At 62.9% G+C, this 15,855-nt stretch carries 16 protein-coding genes; 9 read left to right on the top strand and 7 right to left on the bottom strand.

All coding sequences use genetic code 11. The features are described from left to right. Positions 1 to 120 precede the first annotated feature (120 nt). From ACH9L7_RS12030 to ACH9L7_RS12020, 3 genes are read right to left on the bottom strand one after another with little or no spacing between them, the layout of a single operon-like run. On the bottom strand, positions 121 to 825 hold the full coding sequence (locus ACH9L7_RS12030) for an energy-coupling factor transporter transmembrane component T family protein (RefSeq protein ID WP_396610941.1): 705 nt from the start codon (positions 823 to 825) through the stop codon (positions 121 to 123). Then, complete coding sequence (locus ACH9L7_RS12025) at positions 819 to 1,520, bottom strand: energy-coupling factor ABC transporter ATP-binding protein (protein WP_396610940.1); 702 nt, start codon at positions 1,518 to 1,520, stop codon at positions 819 to 821. The genes ACH9L7_RS12030 and ACH9L7_RS12025 overlap by 7 nt, the downstream gene beginning before the upstream one ends. Before the next feature lie 3 nt (positions 1,521 to 1,523). Continuing rightward, positions 1,524 to 2,102 carry a biotin transporter BioY gene (locus ACH9L7_RS12020; RefSeq protein ID WP_396610939.1) on the bottom strand — a complete coding sequence of 193 codons (579 nt, stop codon included), beginning with the start codon at positions 2,100 to 2,102 and terminating at the stop codon, positions 1,524 to 1,526. 173 nt (positions 2,103 to 2,275) lie between these two features. On the opposite strand from ACH9L7_RS12020, the gene ACH9L7_RS12015 reads away from it, so the two are divergent. The 7 genes from ACH9L7_RS12015 to ACH9L7_RS11985 all read left to right on the top strand — a co-directional run bounded on the left by ACH9L7_RS12015 (position 2,276) and on the right by ACH9L7_RS11985 (position 11,815). Beyond that, positions 2,276 to 2,881: a conditioned medium-induced protein 4 gene (locus tag ACH9L7_RS12015; protein ID WP_396610938.1), complete on the top strand. Its 606-nt coding sequence runs from the start codon at positions 2,276 to 2,278 to the stop codon at positions 2,879 to 2,881. Positions 2,882 to 2,955: 74 nt separating this feature from the next. Then, positions 2,956 to 8,601 carry an LAGLIDADG family homing endonuclease gene (locus tag ACH9L7_RS12010; protein ID WP_396610937.1) on the top strand — a complete coding sequence of 1,882 codons (5,646 nt, stop codon included), beginning with the start codon at positions 2,956 to 2,958 and terminating at the stop codon, positions 8,599 to 8,601. Continuing rightward, on the top strand, positions 8,602 to 8,904 hold the full coding sequence (locus ACH9L7_RS12005; protein WP_396610936.1) for a hypothetical protein: 303 nt from the start codon (positions 8,602 to 8,604) through the stop codon (positions 8,902 to 8,904). It abuts the gene before it with no gap. 69 nt (positions 8,905 to 8,973) lie between these two features. After that, positions 8,974 to 9,312 carry a hypothetical protein gene (locus ACH9L7_RS12000; protein WP_396610935.1) on the top strand — a complete coding sequence of 113 codons (339 nt, stop codon included), beginning with the start codon at positions 8,974 to 8,976 and terminating at the stop codon, positions 9,310 to 9,312. After that, positions 9,309 to 10,160 (top strand): hypothetical protein, encoded by an 852-nt coding sequence (locus ACH9L7_RS11995; protein ID WP_396610934.1) that lies wholly within the window; start codon positions 9,309 to 9,311, stop codon positions 10,158 to 10,160. Before ACH9L7_RS12000 ends, ACH9L7_RS11995 begins: the two co-directional genes overlap by 4 nt. A 102-nt stretch (positions 10,161 to 10,262) precedes the next feature. Next, positions 10,263 to 11,156: a hypothetical protein gene (locus tag ACH9L7_RS11990; RefSeq protein WP_396610933.1), complete on the top strand. Its 894-nt coding sequence runs from the start codon at positions 10,263 to 10,265 to the stop codon at positions 11,154 to 11,156. Further along, positions 11,153 to 11,815: a chromosome partitioning protein ParA gene (locus ACH9L7_RS11985; protein WP_396610932.1), complete on the top strand. Its 663-nt coding sequence runs from the start codon at positions 11,153 to 11,155 to the stop codon at positions 11,813 to 11,815. Before ACH9L7_RS11990 ends, ACH9L7_RS11985 begins: the two co-directional genes overlap by 4 nt. A 102-nt stretch (positions 11,816 to 11,917) precedes the next feature. Here ACH9L7_RS11985 and ACH9L7_RS11980 read toward each other — a convergent pair whose 3' ends face one another. After that, complete coding sequence (locus ACH9L7_RS11980) at positions 11,918 to 12,784, bottom strand: transcription initiation factor IIB family protein (protein ID WP_396610931.1); 867 nt, start codon at positions 12,782 to 12,784, stop codon at positions 11,918 to 11,920. A gap of 162 nt (positions 12,785 to 12,946) precedes the next feature. Here ACH9L7_RS11980 and ACH9L7_RS11975 point away from each other — a divergent pair, with 162 nt between their 5' ends. Both ACH9L7_RS11975 and ACH9L7_RS11970 read left to right on the top strand, forming a co-directional pair. Next, on the top strand, positions 12,947 to 13,468 hold the full coding sequence (locus ACH9L7_RS11975; RefSeq protein WP_396610930.1) for a hypothetical protein: 522 nt from the start codon (positions 12,947 to 12,949) through the stop codon (positions 13,466 to 13,468). A gap of 115 nt (positions 13,469 to 13,583) precedes the next feature. Next, on the top strand, positions 13,584 to 14,039 hold the full coding sequence (locus ACH9L7_RS11970) for a MaoC family dehydratase (protein WP_396610929.1): 456 nt from the start codon (positions 13,584 to 13,586) through the stop codon (positions 14,037 to 14,039). Positions 14,040 to 14,081: 42 nt separating this feature from the next. On the opposite strand, the gene ACH9L7_RS11965 is transcribed toward ACH9L7_RS11970, so the two are convergent. From ACH9L7_RS11965 to ACH9L7_RS11955, 3 genes are all read right to left on the bottom strand, one after another. After that, entirely contained in the window at positions 14,082 to 14,825 is a 744-nt protein-coding gene (locus ACH9L7_RS11965; RefSeq protein ID WP_396610928.1) for a ParA family protein, read from the bottom strand. A gap of 96 nt (positions 14,826 to 14,921) precedes the next feature. Then, positions 14,922 to 15,338 carry an HIT family protein gene (locus ACH9L7_RS11960; protein WP_396610927.1) on the bottom strand — a complete coding sequence of 139 codons (417 nt, stop codon included), beginning with the start codon at positions 15,336 to 15,338 and terminating at the stop codon, positions 14,922 to 14,924. 320 nt (positions 15,339 to 15,658) lie between these two features. Continuing rightward, positions 15,659 to 15,820: a hypothetical protein gene (locus ACH9L7_RS11955; RefSeq protein WP_396610926.1), complete on the bottom strand. Its 162-nt coding sequence runs from the start codon at positions 15,818 to 15,820 to the stop codon at positions 15,659 to 15,661. Positions 15,821 to 15,855: the final 35 nt, after the last annotated feature.

Genomic DNA, 15,855 nt, shown 5'->3' with positions numbered 1-15,855 from the left:
ACGAGATGTTAAATCTTGCCACCTCATCGGACTCGCGTCGGTGAGTTTCACAGCGTTCCACGTGTTTGGAGGTTGAATCTGTCGTGCGACGCCGAGAATTTTACAGAAATACGAACCGGCCTAGATGAAGACGCTGGCGGCGAGGCCCAGTGCCACCGCGAGCGCGGGCGCATCGAGGCGCGTCAATCGAATCTCGGGGAGCGTGGGGTTCCACGCGAAACACCGCGCACGGAGCGCGAGCGCGAGCGCATCCGCTCGGGCGAATGACCGCCGAAGGCCGCCGGCCGCGACGATGGCGAGGCGCTCGTCGATTCGTCTTTGGTCGCCGAGACGGGCTTGGTTTGCCTCGCGGACGCGGAGCAGGTCGCGCCGAACGACCGGCAGGAACCGGAAGACGAGCGCGACGCCGATACCGAACGCGATTCCGACCCGCCCGGGGACGAGTCGCTGGACCGCCGCGCGCGACTCGCGGACGGCGGTCGTTCTGACGTACGCCGCAGCGACGAAGAACACCAGGAGGATGCGAATACTGGCGAGCGTGGGTGTAACGGCCGCCGCGGGGTCGAACCACGGCGCGCCGAGCTGGGCCGCCTCGATGATGGGACCGAGGAGGAGAAACGGAATCGCGTAGCGAATCGCGTGGAGAGCCGAAAGCGGGGACGTATCCGCGGCCCAGAGGCACACGACGGCCACGACGCTGAGGACGGTGAGTCCGGTCGGTGTCGTGTGGGCGAGTCCGGCCGCCGCAAAGGAAATCTGCACGGCGAGTTTGGTCCGCGGGTCGAGTCGGTGGGCGAGCGAGTCACCCGGTTCGTAGGTCAACACGGCGGGCGAACGTCGAGTTCTGGGAGGTCGTCTGCGACCGCCTCGGGAGCGCCGTCGAGGGCGACCCGGCCGCCGGAGAGGACGACCACTCGGTCGGCCAGTTCGCTCACGTCGCGCAGGTCGTGGGTGACGACGATGAGGCTGGTGCCCGACGCTCGAAGGTTGCGGAGACGACTGAGGACCGACTGTCGGGCGGGTTCGTCGAGGCCGGTAAACGGTTCGTCGAGGACGAGGTGGTCGGGATGCATCGCCAGCGCACCGGCGATAGCAAGGCGCTCGACTTCGCCGCCCGAAAGCGCGTCCACGCGCTCGCTCTCGCGACCATCGAGGTTGACTGCGGTGAGCGCGTCGTTGACGCGGCGGTCGATTTCGTCGCGGTCGAGACCGAGGTTCTCCGGGCCGAAGGCGACGTCAGCACCGATGGTCGCGGCGACCAGTTGGTCCTCGGGGCGCTGGAACACCATCGAAACGGCGGTGCGCGCAGCGACGAGATTCTCGAATACCTCGATGCCGTTGACGTGAACCGTGCCCTCGTCGGGTTCGAGCAGGCCGTTGAAGTGGCGGACGAGTGTCGTTTTGCCGGACCCGTTCGCCCCCGCGAGGACGACGCACTCGCCGTCGTCGATGGTCAGGTCGAGACCGTCGACTGCGACGGTGTCGCCGTAGCGGTGGACGAGGCCCTCGACCCGTATCATCGATTAGTGTGCCGCGATTGCGTCGGAGCGGACGATGCCGATGGCGGCAGCAATCTTGAACGCCTCGGCGGGGATGAACGCCGCGGCGACGGCCCCGAAGGACGTGACGAGGCTGACATCTTGGACGAACGCGAAGCCGACTGTTCCGAGTGCGTAGACGACGGCGGTCGCAGCGACCATCGCGCCGACGAGACGGACGGTGCTGACGCGGTAGTCTCCGAGCGTCGCGCCACCGTGGACGATGGCTCCCGTGACTGCGGCGGCGATGGGGAACGACCAGAGGAAGCCTGCGGTTGGCCCGACGAGTGCGCCGAAACCAGCAGACCCACCGGCGAAGACCGGTGCACCGAGCGCACCAGCGGCGAGATACAGGACAATCGAGGTGCCGCCCCAGATGGGTCCGAGAAAGATGCCCGCGAGGAAGACGACGAGCATCTGCATCGTCACCGGAATGGGTGAGATTGGATTGGGGAACGATACGAACGCGCCAGCGCCCATGAGCGCCGCGAACAGGGCGGCGCGGGCGACGTTAGCGACGATTTCGTCGCCGACGAGTTCGACCGACTCGTGTTCAGTTGCCATGCCTCTGGCTGTTCCGTAAACACAGTTTAAGATATCGGTTTACGGCACTTCTCACGTCCAATCCCCCGGTATTCGGCGGGCTATCAAGGGGTCTCGTCTCTCACCAAGACGTTACTAGTACGTACGGGAGCCGTCAGTACGATTAAAGACGTTCGCGGTGTCATATCCCCCATATGGACGACAAGACTGCCGAACTCCGCGATATCTTCGTCGAGACGACCGGGTCGGACACCGTGACAGAGCGGCAGTCCGAATCCCGCGGGTCGCTGGCGAACGTCGACGACCCCGAAGCAGTTCGCAAACGCGTCCGTGACCTCGTGACCACGATGCGCGAGCGCTACGACTTCGACACCGACTTCGATGACGACGCGCTCGTCAGTCTGGTCGTGGGCTACTTCGACGGCGACAGCGACGACGACCTCGCGCTCGAACTCGGCGTGTCGCCGGAGACGGTCCGGGCCGCCCGCTTCGACCTGCACCTTGTCCGCGACGCGGACCGCGACGCTCCCTTCGAGATTGACCGTCTCGACAAACTGCTGGTCGAAGGGAAAGACGACGGTGCGATTGCCGACGCGCTCGACGTAGACGTGGCGCTCGTCCGCGAGTTCCGACCCGTCGCCGAGGCAGACCTCCGCTCGACGCGGGTGAACCATCGCTTCCGCGACGACTTCGCGGACCTCCTCACCGACGACGCCCTTTCGGGTCGACTGGTCGACGAGGCACGCCGTGACGGTCTCAAAGAAGCGACCGAGGACATCGAGACGGACGTTTCGTTCTAACCGCAGGTCTTCGGACCTGTTCTTCTCGTCCGACGACGAAGGTTCTTAACCGATTGGGAACATACCCATCTGCGATGTCGCAGGCCCCTCAAAATCGAGAACTCACAGAGCGGTTCATCCAGTTCTACCGCAACTACTACCGGGAGAAAATCGGTGAACTGGCCCAGCAGTATCCGAAAGAAAAGCGCTCTCTGTACATCGACTATGACGACCTGTATACGTTCGACTCGGAACTCGCAGACGACTACGTCACGAAACCCGGGCAGTATCAGGAGTACGCGGAGGAGGCACTGCGACTGTTCGACCTTCCGGCGGATGTCAAACTCGGACAGGCACACGTCCGGATGCAGAACCTGCCGGACACCATCGACATCCGCAACATCCGGGTCAACGACGACCACATCGGGACGCTCATCGCCGTCCAAGGAATCGTCCGCAAGGCGACGGACGTGCGCCCGAAGATTACGGAGGCGGCCTTCGAGTGCCAGCGCTGCGGGACGATGAGTTACATCCCGCAGGGCGACGGCGGCTTTCAGGAACCCCACGAGTGTCAGGGGTGTGAACGACAGGGGCCGTTCCGCATCGAATTCGACCAGTCGAACTTCGTCGACTCACAGAAACTGCGCGTCCAAGAATCCCCCGAGGGCCTGCGCGGGGGCGAGACGCCACAGAGCATCGACATCAATCTCGCGGACGACGTCACCGGAAAAGTCACCGCCGGTGACCACGTCACCGTCGTCGGTATCCTCCACATCGAACAACAGACTTCGGGCAACGAGAAGACGCCCGTCTTCGACTACTACATGGAGGGTATCGCGCTCTCTATCGAAGACGAGGAGTTCGAGGACATGGAGATTACCGACGACGACGTGGCCGAAATCGTCGAACTCTCGAACGAACCCGACATCTACGAGAAGATGGTCGATTCCGTGGCACCGGCCATCTACGGCTACGAACAGGAGAAACTCGCCATGATTCTCCAACTGTTCTCGGGCGTCACCAAACACCTCCCCGACGGCTCTCGGATTCGCGGCGACCTGCATATGCTGTTGATAGGGGACCCCGGTACGGGGAAGTGCGTCACCGGCGATACGCGGGTGACGCTTACCGATGGTCGTGACGTGCCGATTCGAGAGTTGGTCGAGTCGAATCTCGATGACCCGAAACCAATCGACGACGGCGTGTGGGACAGCGCGAACTTCGAGGTCCCGTCTCTCGCCCCCGACGGGACGTTGACCTCTCGGCAAGCGACGAAAGTTTGGAAGCGTGAAGCGCCAGACCACTTGCTACGTATCCGAACAAACACTGGCCGGGAACTCACAGCGACCCCCTCTCATCCGCTCTTCATCCGCGATGGAGGGATGACTACTGCTGTTCGTGCCGACGAATTGACCGAGGGCGAATTCGTCGCAGCACCGAGTTCGCTTCCGACGACCGGCACCGACGACATCAAGGTCGACTTCCGACGGTCGAAGTCGTACAACGCAGTTCGTCTCGACCTGCCGGACGAGTGGACGCCGTGGCTTGCCCGACTCGTTGGCTACATCGTTGCAGAGGGGTACGTCGAACAGCGCGACGACGCTACTGGGTTCGTCTCTGTGACGAACAACGACCGCGAGGTGTTGGACGACGTAGCCGACGCCTTCGACCGATTGGGACTGAATTTTTTCGAGCGGTCGCCCCACGATGGGAAATCCGCTCGTGAGGTTATCTGCGGCTCGGGAGAGTTCGTCAGCTTCCTCGCGAACCTCTCGCCGTCACTTCTCGCAGGCTCCGACAGTCAACGCATCCCTGAAGCGGTGATGTCTGCGAGTTCCGAAACTGGACGGGCGTTCGTCCGTGCATTTATCGAAGGCGAAGGTCACGTCTCGGCAACGCAGCGAGAGATAACTGTCGCCTCGATGAGTCGCGGCCTCCTTGAAGACGTCCGGACTCTCTTGCTCGCGTCGGGTATCAGTTCACAACTTCGCCCGCGTAACAACGGGAGCTACCGGCTCCGAATCAGCGGCGATGACTTCGAGAAGTACGTCGCGAAGGTTGGGTTCGTCACCGAGCGAAAATCGGTCGCATGTGAGGAATACGCTGCCGTCGAGAGCAACACCAACACCGATGTCGTGCCGGCTGGCGGCGAGCTTCGTGACCTTCGTGAGGCGCTCGGACTGACGCAAGCCGATTGTGGGCTGCCGAGGTCGACGTATCAGCACTACGAACGCGGCGACCGCAACCCGAGCCGTGAGAGCCTCTCGTGTGTCGTCTCCTCGTTCGAGGATGCGATTCGAACGACCGACGGCGTCGATTCGCATGCCCTCGCAGACGGCGGAACGTCGGTCACGGACCGTGTTTCAGAACTCCGATCGCTCGTCGATGGCGACATCGGATGGGAGCGAATCGACTCTATCGAACGCGTCGAACCCACAGAAGAGTGGGTCTACGACCTCGAAGTCGAAGGAACCCACAGCTACGTTTCCAACGGACTCGTCTCGCACAACTCCCAGATGCTGTCATATATCAGACACATCGCACCACGCTCCGTCTACACCTCTGGTAAGGGGTCCTCGTCTGCTGGTCTCTGTGTGACTGGTGACACCCGAATCCACACCGAAGACGGATTCCGCGAAATCGAAACTGTCGCACTCGACGAACACCCCAAACCAGTATCAGAAGAGACGAGCGCGGGGAAACAGGTGGGAATACAGACGTTTGATAGGAACGCGGGCGAGATGACCGAGCGACAATCCTCGCACGTCTGGCGTATGCCGAAAAAGCCGTGCCGACGCATCGAGACCGCACACGGAAAGACGCTCACAGCGTCCGAAAACACGCCTGTTCTGACGTGTGGAAAACAGGGTATCGAGTGGGTCGATATCTCGGACATTGAGCCGGGACAGTTTGTTGCAGTCCCGAAGTATGGTGAACTCGAACGTTCTGAAGTTCCTGTTCGAGACTTCCTCGAACTGACGACCGAGAAGGTGAAACTCTCTGAGGAGTCTATCGAACTCGTTCGAGACGAACTATGTGGACGGTTCGGCCACCTACGGGCCGCAGCAGCCGCGCTCGACCTCTCAGAGGACTTCGTATACGATTCCCTCCGGAACCGTCACATACCTCTCTCGAAACTCGATAGGATGCTTGATGCTGTCGAACTGACCCGTGACGCCATAGACTTCGACCGCGTAATGATCCGTCACGGGGACAGTATCACTGTTCCGGAGACGTTCGACGAGGACCTCATGTACCTCCTCGGGCTTGTCTTCGGCGACGGTGATATCTCTCTCGACCGGCGTGGCGGTAACCGTGGACTGGTCCGGATTTCGAACAGTGACGAGGCGCTGTTAGAACGAGCGAAAGCGATCTTTGCCGACAAGTTCGACAAACATCCGGAGATTGAGCGTCAGTCCGAGCGGGTACCGTGTATCAGGGTGAGCAGTGCGACGATTGCACGGCTCTTCGCAAACGCCGGAATGGAAACGCCAAAGGTCGATCTGGAACTCGCACCCGAACTGACGACGGCGGCGCACGCTGACGCATTCCTCCGAGGGCTGATGGATGCTGACGGCTCCGTTTCGGTCCGTGAAAACGGCGGATCGAGCATTCTCATTTCTACTATCAGCGAACCGCTTGCCGAGCAAGTGCAGCTGATGCTGGAGACGTACGGTATTCGTGCGCGTCGACGTGAGCGCGACCGGCGTGGAACGTCTGAGCTTGCGAACGGTCACACAATCGAATCGAAGCACGTCCAGCACTTCCTGGAGATGTATGGTTCGAACATCGAGCGGTATGCCGACGAGATTGGATTCGATGTCGAAGCCAAACAACAAGCGCTTGATAAAATCACGAACGCCGCGCGGCGACGAGAGGAAACGATTCCTGTCGGCTCAGCATTGGTCGCAACTGATGGTGCGGGCGGTGCATATCATACGAACGTCTCTCGTGGCGATAATCCGGGGCGTGGACGTGCGAAAGAGATTCTCGAGAATGTCGACCTCGGGGATGCGGAATCTGCTATTCGTGAGGCAGTTGATGCCGACCTCCGGTGGGACCGCGTCATCGATTCGGCGGCTGTCGGTGAGCGGGAAGTGTTTGACTTGACAGTCCCCGAAACACACAATTTCGTTGGCAACGGTATCGTGACCCACAACACCGCCGCCGCCGTCCGCGACGACTTCGGCGACGGCCAGCAGTGGACACTCGAAGCGGGTGCGCTCGTCCTCGCCGACAAGGGGATTGCGGCCGTCGACGAACTCGACAAGATGCGATGTGTGACTGGCGATTCGCTTGTCCACCTCGCCGACGGTGGAATCCGACGCATCAGAGACCTTGCACACGACGCGGCACGTACAGGCTCTATTGAAGAATTGCCGAATGGTCGGACGATTCGAAACGTGGACGCCGAAGCATGGACGATGGCCGAGGACGGGACACTGGTGACTCGCCCGGTCACAGCGATTCACGAGTATGATGCGCCGGACGAATTGACGCAGGTGACTCTTGAGTCTGGTGAACAGCTTACGTCGACCCCGGACCACCCGTTCTTCGTATTCGAGGAGGGAGAACGAGTCGAACGTCCTGCTGAGGACCTCGTAGCAGGTGACCAAGTTTACGTCCCAGATAGTGACTCCTTCGTTGCTTCTGATGGAGGGACAAAGACAATCCAATCCGAACCGTCAACAGACGACCCACTGACGACTTCACTTGCTTCGGTTGAAAGCGTTGAGCGCTCTGCTGTGAGCGCTGACGCCGAGACGCGTGTATATGACCTCACAGTCGAAGGAACCCACAACTTCGTTGCGAACGGCATGATCGTCCACAACTCTGAGGACCGCTCTGCAATGCACGAGGGCCTCGAGCAACAGCAGATTTCGGTCTCCAAGGCGGGCATCAACGCGACGCTCAAGTCGCGATGTTCGCTGCTCGGCGCGGCAAACCCGAAGTACGGTCGTTTCGACCAGTACGAACCCATCGGTGAGCAAATCGACCTCGAACCGGCGCTCATCTCCCGCTTCGACCTCATCTTCACGGTCACAGACGACCCCGACCCAGACACCGACGCCGAACTCGCAGAACACATCATCAAGACGAACTACGCCGGTGAGTTGAACACCCAGCGGACGAACGTCGCGAACTCCGAGTTCACCGAAGAGCAGGTAAACTCTGTCACGGACGAAGTCGCCCCCGACATCGACGCCGAACTCCTCCGGAAGTACATCGCCTACTCCAAGCGGACTTGCTACCCGACGCTGACCGAGGAGGCGAAGAACATCATCCGCGACTTCTACGTGGACTTCCGCGCCCGCGGGGCCGACGAGGACGCACCAGTCCCGGTCACAGCCCGGAAACTCGAAGCCCTCGTTCGCCTCTCGGAGGCCTCGGCCCGCGTTCGGCTCTCGGACAAGGTGACCGCCGAGGACGCAGAACGCGTCACCGGCATTGTCGAATCGTGTCTGCGCGACATCGGGATGGACCCCGAGACGGGCGAGTTCGACGCCGACATCGTCGAGACGGGTCGCTCGAAGACCCAGCGCGACCGCATCAAGAACCTGCTCGAACTCATTCGCAACATGCAAGAAGAGTACGAAGAGGGTGCCCCACACGAAGAGGTCGTCGAGCGCGCCAACGCCGAGTTGAACATGGACGAGAAGACGGTCGGCGACCAACTGGAGAAGCTCAAGATGAAAGGCGACATCTACGAACCGCGCGGCGACGTGTATCGGGCGACGTAGATGGACCGCATCTCCGCCCTCCGGAACATCGAGGACGCCATCCGCGACTTCGAGTCGGGTGAGTCCGACCTCGCCAGCACAGAACGACGCGTCGTAACCGTCCTCCGGACGTTCGCAACGGAGTTCGAGACGGACACCGGCGACAACACGCTCGACGCGTGGAAGGCCGTCGGAGACGAGCGAGCAGAAGGGATTGTCGTCCTCGCGGCCACCGAGTCGGAAGCCGCCACGCGCGTTCGTGACCTGCTCGCCGAAGCCGCAGATTCAGCCGACAGCATCGACTTCTCGGTCGAACGCGTCTGAAGTCCACACTCGGAGTTTCGCCGGGCCGTTGTCGAACCATTTTTCTTCCGACTCCGTGACCCACCGGGCGTGCTGCTGGTCGTGACTTACTCGAAGGCGGCGCGAACGACGCTGCGAAACATCTGCCGCACCCACGACGAGACTGTCGTCCGTCGGTTCGGACGGGCCGCGCTCTTCGAGGAGACGGAGTTGGGGGCGTTTCTCGCGCTGCGCTTGCAGGCGAAACACGGCGCGGACGTGCAACTCGAACGCACCGAACCGTTCAACGAGTTCGCCGAAGTCCCCGAGTCGGTTCGCGAGGCTGCCAGCGCGTACGAAACTCGTGAGTCGCCGTCGACGCCCTACCGGAAGTTCGCGTCGGGGACGGACCACCCGTCGCCCGATGAGATGCGCACCCGCGACCTATGAGGGTCCGACTCCCCGACGAGACGACCGTTCGAGGGCGCGGAATCGACCTCTCTGACTTCGACATCGACGCCGACACCGTGGTCGCCGCAGTTCGAAATCCGGCGTTCGACGGCGACGGACTCTGTATCGACTGTCCCGAACCCGGTCCCGGACACGACCGACTCGCCGTGATTCCGGTTCCGAACTTCTCGCACACGCCGGTGCTCGCCGCCGTCGGACGTTCTCGCGGACTCACCACGCCGGTAGACGACGAAATCGACCGAATCGAAGCCCGTCTCGCGGATATCGCGGCCGACACCGACGCGGGAGACGCCGCGGAGTCGCTTCGGGCGGCCCGTCGCCGACTCGCCGAGGCAGGCGACGACGAGGCCCGTCTTCGCGAGCGCGTGGCCACGCTCCGCGGTCGGTTGAACGCCCACCGAGAGTCCGACGACGAGGAGGCGGCTTCGGCGGTCAAATCCGACCTCGTCGAGGCCACGACGACGCTCTCGGAGGTCGAGACAGAGCGCATCGCCGCCGAACAGCGGCTTTCGGCGCTCGAACGTGACGCACGCAGCGCGCGGGACACGCGGGAAGAACGCCTTCGTCTCCGAGACGCGCTGGACAACCGCCGCCGAGAAGCCAGACGGTCGCTGGCCGAGGTGCTCCGAGCAGAGTTCGACGATGCGGTTCGAGAACTCGCAGAATGGGTCGACGACTCGGGAACACCCCAACCCGAAAGCGTCGTCTCCGCGCTCGCAGCGGTCACACTCGCTGAGTTCCGCGCACCGGTTGTTTTGACGACGCGGATTTTCCCAGATGCCCAAACTGCTACGCGTGAACTCGACGTGCCCGTCATCCGGGTTTGAGAGCGAATCTTCCAGCAGGTACTTTGAGAACACATCTACCAGCAGACACTGCTGTCCCTCTTCGGGCATCGATTTATATACGAAGGGGCGGCCATCGCCGCCATGGATTTCGATGTCGACGTGTCTGTCTCCGACGCCGTGGCACTCGTCACGGTCCGATTCGACAACACCACGTCCGTCGACCAGCGGGTCCGACTGCGGAATCGACTCGACGGACCGGTCTTACCACCCCATCGGTCGGGCGTTCCCGAAGATGGTTGGGACGAAACCGGGTTTGAGGGCGTCGTTCCCGCCGATTCGACGCTTTCACTTGGGTATGCCTGCCCCGGTTGCAACGAAGACGGCGACAGTCTCTCGTCCGCCCCCGACGACGCAGTGTCGGTGGACGTACTCGGCCGCGCAGACTCGGAGACGCCGCCGAAGCGACACTCGCCCGACGACGCTATCCGGGAACTCGGTCCGTGTCGTCCGCCTGCCGATGTCGTCCCTGCCCCCGAACTCGGTGGCGCAACTGTCGGAAAAGAGGCGGAGACCACCAGCGAATCGGAACACGTCGATTCTCCGACCGACGAGGACGTTGCAGCAGCACTCGAAGCGGAGCGTCCGTCAACCGTAGAGACTCCCGTGCCGGATGCAGTGAAGTCGTCTCCGTCGGGGCACACCACGGAATCTCCCGACCCGTCCCAGTACACCACGGAATCTCCCGACCCGTCCCAGTATACCACGGAATCCCCCGACCTGTCTCAGACAACCGACGACCTTGGGTCGTTCCTCCAGACCGTCGAGCGCCGAATCGAACTCGCAGAGCGCCTCGACGGAGCCTCTGTCGCGGAGGCGGCCGACACACTGTCGTCGAGTACCGTTCGGCCGGCCGCGCTCGAAGCGCTTGATGCTGATCGTGCCGAACTCCGGCAACTCGCTGCCCGCGCAACCGCACTCGCGGACCGCGCGGCCGACGCCGACCCGAATACCGAGGCGCTCCGGAGGCTGGCATGATTCTCGCCGTCGTCTCCGGCAAAGGTGGGGTCGGAAAATCGACGCTGTCGTTCGAACTCGGCGCGGAACTGGATGCGGTCGTCGTCGACGCCGACCTCGGAATGGCGAATCTACCGTACGCGCCCGGTCCCGACCTTCACGACGTGTTAGCGGGCCGTGCCGACCCAGTGGAAGCGGTTCGAGAGGACGGTCCGGTAACGATACTCCCGTGTGGACGGACGCTCGCCGGTGCCCGCGCCGCCGACGTTCGTCGCCTCGCCGACACGCTTCGCACGGTTGAAGCAACCTATGGTGATGTCGTGGTCGACTGTCCGGCCGGGATGCGTGCCGATGCGGGTGTTCCGCTCGCTGTCGCCGATGCCTGTCTCCTCGTCGCGTCGCCGAAGCGATACGCACTGGCCGACGCGGTTCGGACGCGCGAACTCGCCCGCGAACTCGGGTGTGGACTCGCTGCCGTCGCTGTCAACCGCGTCGTTGACGAACCGCCCGTGGATGCGTTCGCCGACGTGCTGGGCGCTCCGACGACGGCGATTCCAGCGGACCCACGACTCGGCAAAGCAATCGAGGAGTTCGACCCTGCGGTTCTCGGTGCACCGAACAGTCTCGTCAGTAGTCAGGTTCGGGAACTCGCTGCGTCGGTGTCGGTCTGTCGGTGGTGAGAAGAAGCTGACGTTTCGTCGAGTCGCGTCTTTCGAGCGGTCCAGGCAGTCTATTCGCGTGTGTGGGGCTGTTCGGTCGTCTCAGACGAGTGTTCGAATCGGTCAGTCACGGAGCGCGACGTACGTCTTCCGGAGGGTGACGGCGGTCACATCGGCAACGTCCGCGGCGTCGGCTTGCGTGCAGTCCGCGCCAACGTCGCGCGCAGCAGTGTAGAGACACGCAGCGGCGACCCCGCAGGGGTTCTTGCCCGCGACGATACCCTCGTCGCGCGCTTCTGCGACGTACTCGCGGGCGCGGCGTTCGACATCGCGGTCGAGGCCGAGTTTCGTCGCGAAGCGCGGAATGTACTCGGTCGGGTCCGTCGGAGCGACCGGAAGACCGAGGTCGCGGTTCAGCGCCCGGTAGGCAGCGTGGTGTTCCGCTTCGGTTGCCTTCGCAACTTCGCAGACTTCCTCGACGCTACGGGCGATACCCGCGACGCGGCAGGCGGCGTAGACACAGGCCGCCGCGAAGCCTTCCAGCGACCGCCCGCGAAGGAGGTTTTCGTTCTGCGCTGATTCGAAGAGCGCACACGCCTGCTCGCGGATGTGGTTCGGAAGCGACAGCGCACTCGTGAGGCGACGAATCTCCGTGAACGCGTACACCTGATTCCGCTCGCGCTTCGACGAAATTCGAGCCCGATTGTGCTGACGACGGAGGCGCGCAAACTGACGACGCTTGCGACCCTTGATACGCGTCGAGCGACCGATTTCAGTCGAGAGGCCGCGGTCGTGACGTGACCGGGTGAGCGGTGCACCCGTCCGGGCGGGATTCCGGTCGTCGTCCGCGAACGAGCGCCACTCGGGGCCGTGGTCGATGCGGTACTCCGAGACGACCAGTCCGCAGTCGCCGCAGACCGTTTCGCCGGCTTCGACGCCGAGGTGTCCATCGCATTCGGGGCAACCCTGGGTGGAACGTGCTTCACTCATCACAATTGAAAATTGGTCTCGAAGGAGTATTTAAACACGGGACAAATCGCCCCAAAATCGGTGGTTTAGGGATGTAGAACGTACCGGTTACCGATACGCTCGGCTATCTATTCTGATAGCAAGTGGTAACGCTTTTATTGTAAAACGCGAGAGCATGGTTCGATGGGGCTGTCGGACATTGCCGCCGCGCTGGAGACGACGACGACTGAACAGCACTCGCGCCGCGTCCCGACTGTGGACGACACCGATGTTTCACTCCGTACGCGATTTGAGACGCACGCGGACGCGCTTCCATGTGCGCCCGCGGAAGCGGAGAGGGTTGTCGAGGCATACGGGTCGGGCACGACTGTCGGTGACAGCGCACGTGCCGCGGGCGTCGCTCCGGTGACGGCAGCGAAGGTCCTACATCGCTGCGGCGAAGCCGGTGTAAACCCCCTCGCACCCGAAGCGCGACGAATCGTCCGCGACTGGCTCGACGGACAACTCTCGCGCGCCGACGCGCTCGCGCTTACTCGCGCCGACGAGTCGGAGTTCGCCTTAGCGACGTACATCGAGACACACGACCCCATCGACCCCCTCGTCGAAGCAGTCGAGGGTGCGCTCACCGACCACGGCGATGCAGCCGTGGCGAAGCGCGATTCACTGGCCGAAACCATGAGTTCGGTCACCGACTTGCAGTTCTAGCGGGACACAAACGCCTCCCCCCACCACCTCCCGTTTTCGCGCCGCCAAGCCCTGCCCCTCTTCTCCACATCACCAACCAGCACAACTATAATTTCAGGTTTCTAACCAGTTTTCCATGGAATCCACCAAGGCGAACGCATCTGTGGTCTGGCCACAGGGTATTCCCCGAATCGGACAGTCGGTCGAGCGTTCACGGACGATTACGTCGGAAGATATCGAGCTATTCTCGGAACTGAGCGGCGACTACAACCAGCTGCACTACGACGACGCGGTCGCCGAGGCGTCGAAGTTCGGTGAAATCGTCGTCCAGGGCGGCGTCACGAGTTCGATTCTCAACGCTCTCGTCGCCGAGGACCTCCCCGGACCGGGGTCGGTGTTTCTCAACGTCAACTGGGACTTCACCGCGCCCGTCCGCCCCGGCGACACGATAACCGGCCGCATCGAGGTGACGGCCGTTCGCGACGACAAACCCATCACCGAACTCTTGACGACGGTCACTCGCGACGACGGGACGCTCGTCCTCGACGGGACGGCAATCTGTTATACGATGCCGCTCGCGGAGGCTGAGTAACCGTATCCGAGCAGCCATTCGCTGCTCGTTCGCGGTCTGTGGCTACTTCGTCACGAACTCGCTGACCGACGACAGCACGCCGCCCGAGTCGAGCGCGTCGGCGAGGTCGATATCGAAGAGAACGGACGCCACGGCGGCGACGCTCGCAGCGAATTCAGCGTCGTCTCGCCACGCTGGCGCGTCGGCGACGCCCCCGGCGTCGGTCTCGGGAACGACCACGTCGGCATCGTCGAGCGCGCCGAACGTCGAAATCACGGCGTCAACGTCGGCCCCAACGTCCGACGCACGTGCCGTCAGTCGGCCGACTGCGTCCGCTCCGCGGTCGGTCGCGGGTGCGACGAGCGCCACGTGGTCGCAGGTCGTCGCCGCCCCGATAGCCGGGTTCGATGCGAAAAGCGGCGCGTCAACGAGCACGTGGTCGAACTCGTCGGTCGCCTCCTCGATTCGTCCCTCGAACGCCTGCGCCGCACCGGAAGTCATCGCTCGTGCCAGTCGCTCGAACGGTGCGTCGGCGGGACAGGCCGCGACTCGGCCGTCGGTGTCAGTATCGACATCGACGAGTCCGGCCCCGAGCGGTTCGTCCGCGGCGTCAGTCAGAAGTGCCGTCGCGTCTGGAGAGAGGTCGCCCGCGACGTAATCAGAGAGTCCCTGCGTGGCGAACGACGTGTCGAGGATGGCCACGTCGCGGCCGTCGGCAGCGAGGGCCGTCGCGAGTTCGAAGGTGAGGCGCGTCGCACCAGCGCCGCCGGTTGTCCCGACGAGCGCCGCGGTGGTTGGAACGGTCATACCGCGACTGGCCCGGTTTTCGGATTAATACCTTCGGTCGGGTGGGTGAATCTGTGGATAGTGGGTACTAACGGTATCCAAAACGTCGTCTGGGTATCAGTTCGAGATAGCCGCTTCGATGTCGTCCAGTTCCTCGTCGGAGAGGTCGGGTCGCGTGCCGCCGACGGCGTGGATGGGGCTGCCGCCGTCGCCTTCGAACCGCGGGACGATGTGGACGTGGACGTGTTCGACTTCCTGTCCGGCGGCCGGGCCGTTGTTCATGCCGACGTTCGTCGCGTCGGCGTCTACCGCCGCTTCGACGCGCGGGACGAGTTCGTCGACGGTTCGCCAGAGGTCCGCCGAAATTTCCTCGGGGAGGTCGTCGAGGCGAGCGTAGTGGTCCTTCGGCACGACGAGCGTATGGCCCGGTGCGAGGGGGTTCACGTCGAGGAACGCCAGCGAGTGTTCGGTCTCGTGGACGATTCGGCCGTGGATATCCTTCGCGGCGATGGCACAGAAGATGCAGTCGGACATAGGCGGGATGTTGACTGGTGAGGAAAAGAAAGTTCCCACCGATTCTCATACGTGGTTCACTTTGCTGCCGGCTGTTGCTTCTGCGTCTGTGCAATCAGCGATTCCGTGAACACCTCGAAAGCCCCCGCGGCGAGGACTCGGGGGCCTCGGTGCGGTCCTCGGCCTCCGGCCTGCGGTCCTTCTGTCGGACGCCTTCGTCCTCGCCGCGGCCCCTTTCAGTCCCACCCCGTGGATTGTATGGGAGTCGTCGTTCGGTGGTTGGTGTGGGGGTCGTCGCTGGGAATGGGGTTAGTTACCCGTCGCCTCGCTCGCTCGCTCACTCACTCCGACTCGTCTGACTTCGCGTCGGCGGCACCCCGTCGGAACTGTGTTGCGGCCTTCGAGACGCTGCGCTTGAGTGAGCCACCGATGAACTCCAACCCCTTCCAAATCGGGTGGATGATGAGGTCGAAAATCACGTCCGCGATGATGTCGCCGAGCATCGTCTTTCGGGCGTGTTGACACGAGTGGGTGATGA

This window comes from Haloferax sp. S1W (assembly GCF_044593955.1).
Taxonomy (GTDB): domain Archaea; phylum Halobacteriota; class Halobacteria; order Halobacteriales; family Haloferacaceae; genus Haloferax.
This window is presented reverse-complemented; position numbering and strand designations above follow the sequence as displayed.

Bases quoted from the DNA above. Each gene is read 5' to 3' on its own strand.
- ACH9L7_RS11960 (WP_396610927.1), bottom strand. From the start codon at position 15,338: ATGTCCGACTGCATCTTCTGTGCCATCGCCGCGAAGGATATCCACGGC.
- ACH9L7_RS11965 (WP_396610928.1), bottom strand. From the start codon at position 14,825: ATGACCGTTCCAACCACCGCGGCGCTCGTCGGGACAACCGGCGGCGCT.
- ACH9L7_RS11995 (WP_396610934.1), top strand. From the start codon at position 9,309: ATGAGGGTCCGACTCCCCGACGAGACGACCGTTCGAGGGCGCGGAATC.
- ACH9L7_RS11955 (WP_396610926.1), bottom strand. From the start codon at position 15,820: ATGCTCGGCGACATCATCGCGGACGTGATTTTCGACCTCATCATCCAC.
- ACH9L7_RS12025 (WP_396610940.1), bottom strand. From the start codon at position 1,520: ATGATACGGGTCGAGGGCCTCGTCCACCGCTACGGCGACACCGTCGCA.
- ACH9L7_RS11975 (WP_396610930.1), top strand. From the start codon at position 12,947: ATGGGGCTGTCGGACATTGCCGCCGCGCTGGAGACGACGACGACTGAA.
- ACH9L7_RS12015 (WP_396610938.1), top strand. From the start codon at position 2,276: ATGGACGACAAGACTGCCGAACTCCGCGATATCTTCGTCGAGACGACC.
- ACH9L7_RS12020 (WP_396610939.1), bottom strand. From the start codon at position 2,102: ATGGCAACTGAACACGAGTCGGTCGAACTCGTCGGCGACGAAATCGTC.
- ACH9L7_RS12010 (WP_396610937.1), top strand. From the start codon at position 2,956: ATGTCGCAGGCCCCTCAAAATCGAGAACTCACAGAGCGGTTCATCCAG.
- ACH9L7_RS11985 (WP_396610932.1), top strand. From the start codon at position 11,153: ATGATTCTCGCCGTCGTCTCCGGCAAAGGTGGGGTCGGAAAATCGACG.
- ACH9L7_RS12005 (WP_396610936.1), top strand. From the start codon at position 8,602: ATGGACCGCATCTCCGCCCTCCGGAACATCGAGGACGCCATCCGCGAC.
- ACH9L7_RS11980 (WP_396610931.1), bottom strand. From the start codon at position 12,784: ATGAGTGAAGCACGTTCCACCCAGGGTTGCCCCGAATGCGATGGACAC.
- ACH9L7_RS11990 (WP_396610933.1), top strand. From the start codon at position 10,263: ATGGATTTCGATGTCGACGTGTCTGTCTCCGACGCCGTGGCACTCGTC.
- ACH9L7_RS11970 (WP_396610929.1), top strand. From the start codon at position 13,584: ATGGAATCCACCAAGGCGAACGCATCTGTGGTCTGGCCACAGGGTATT.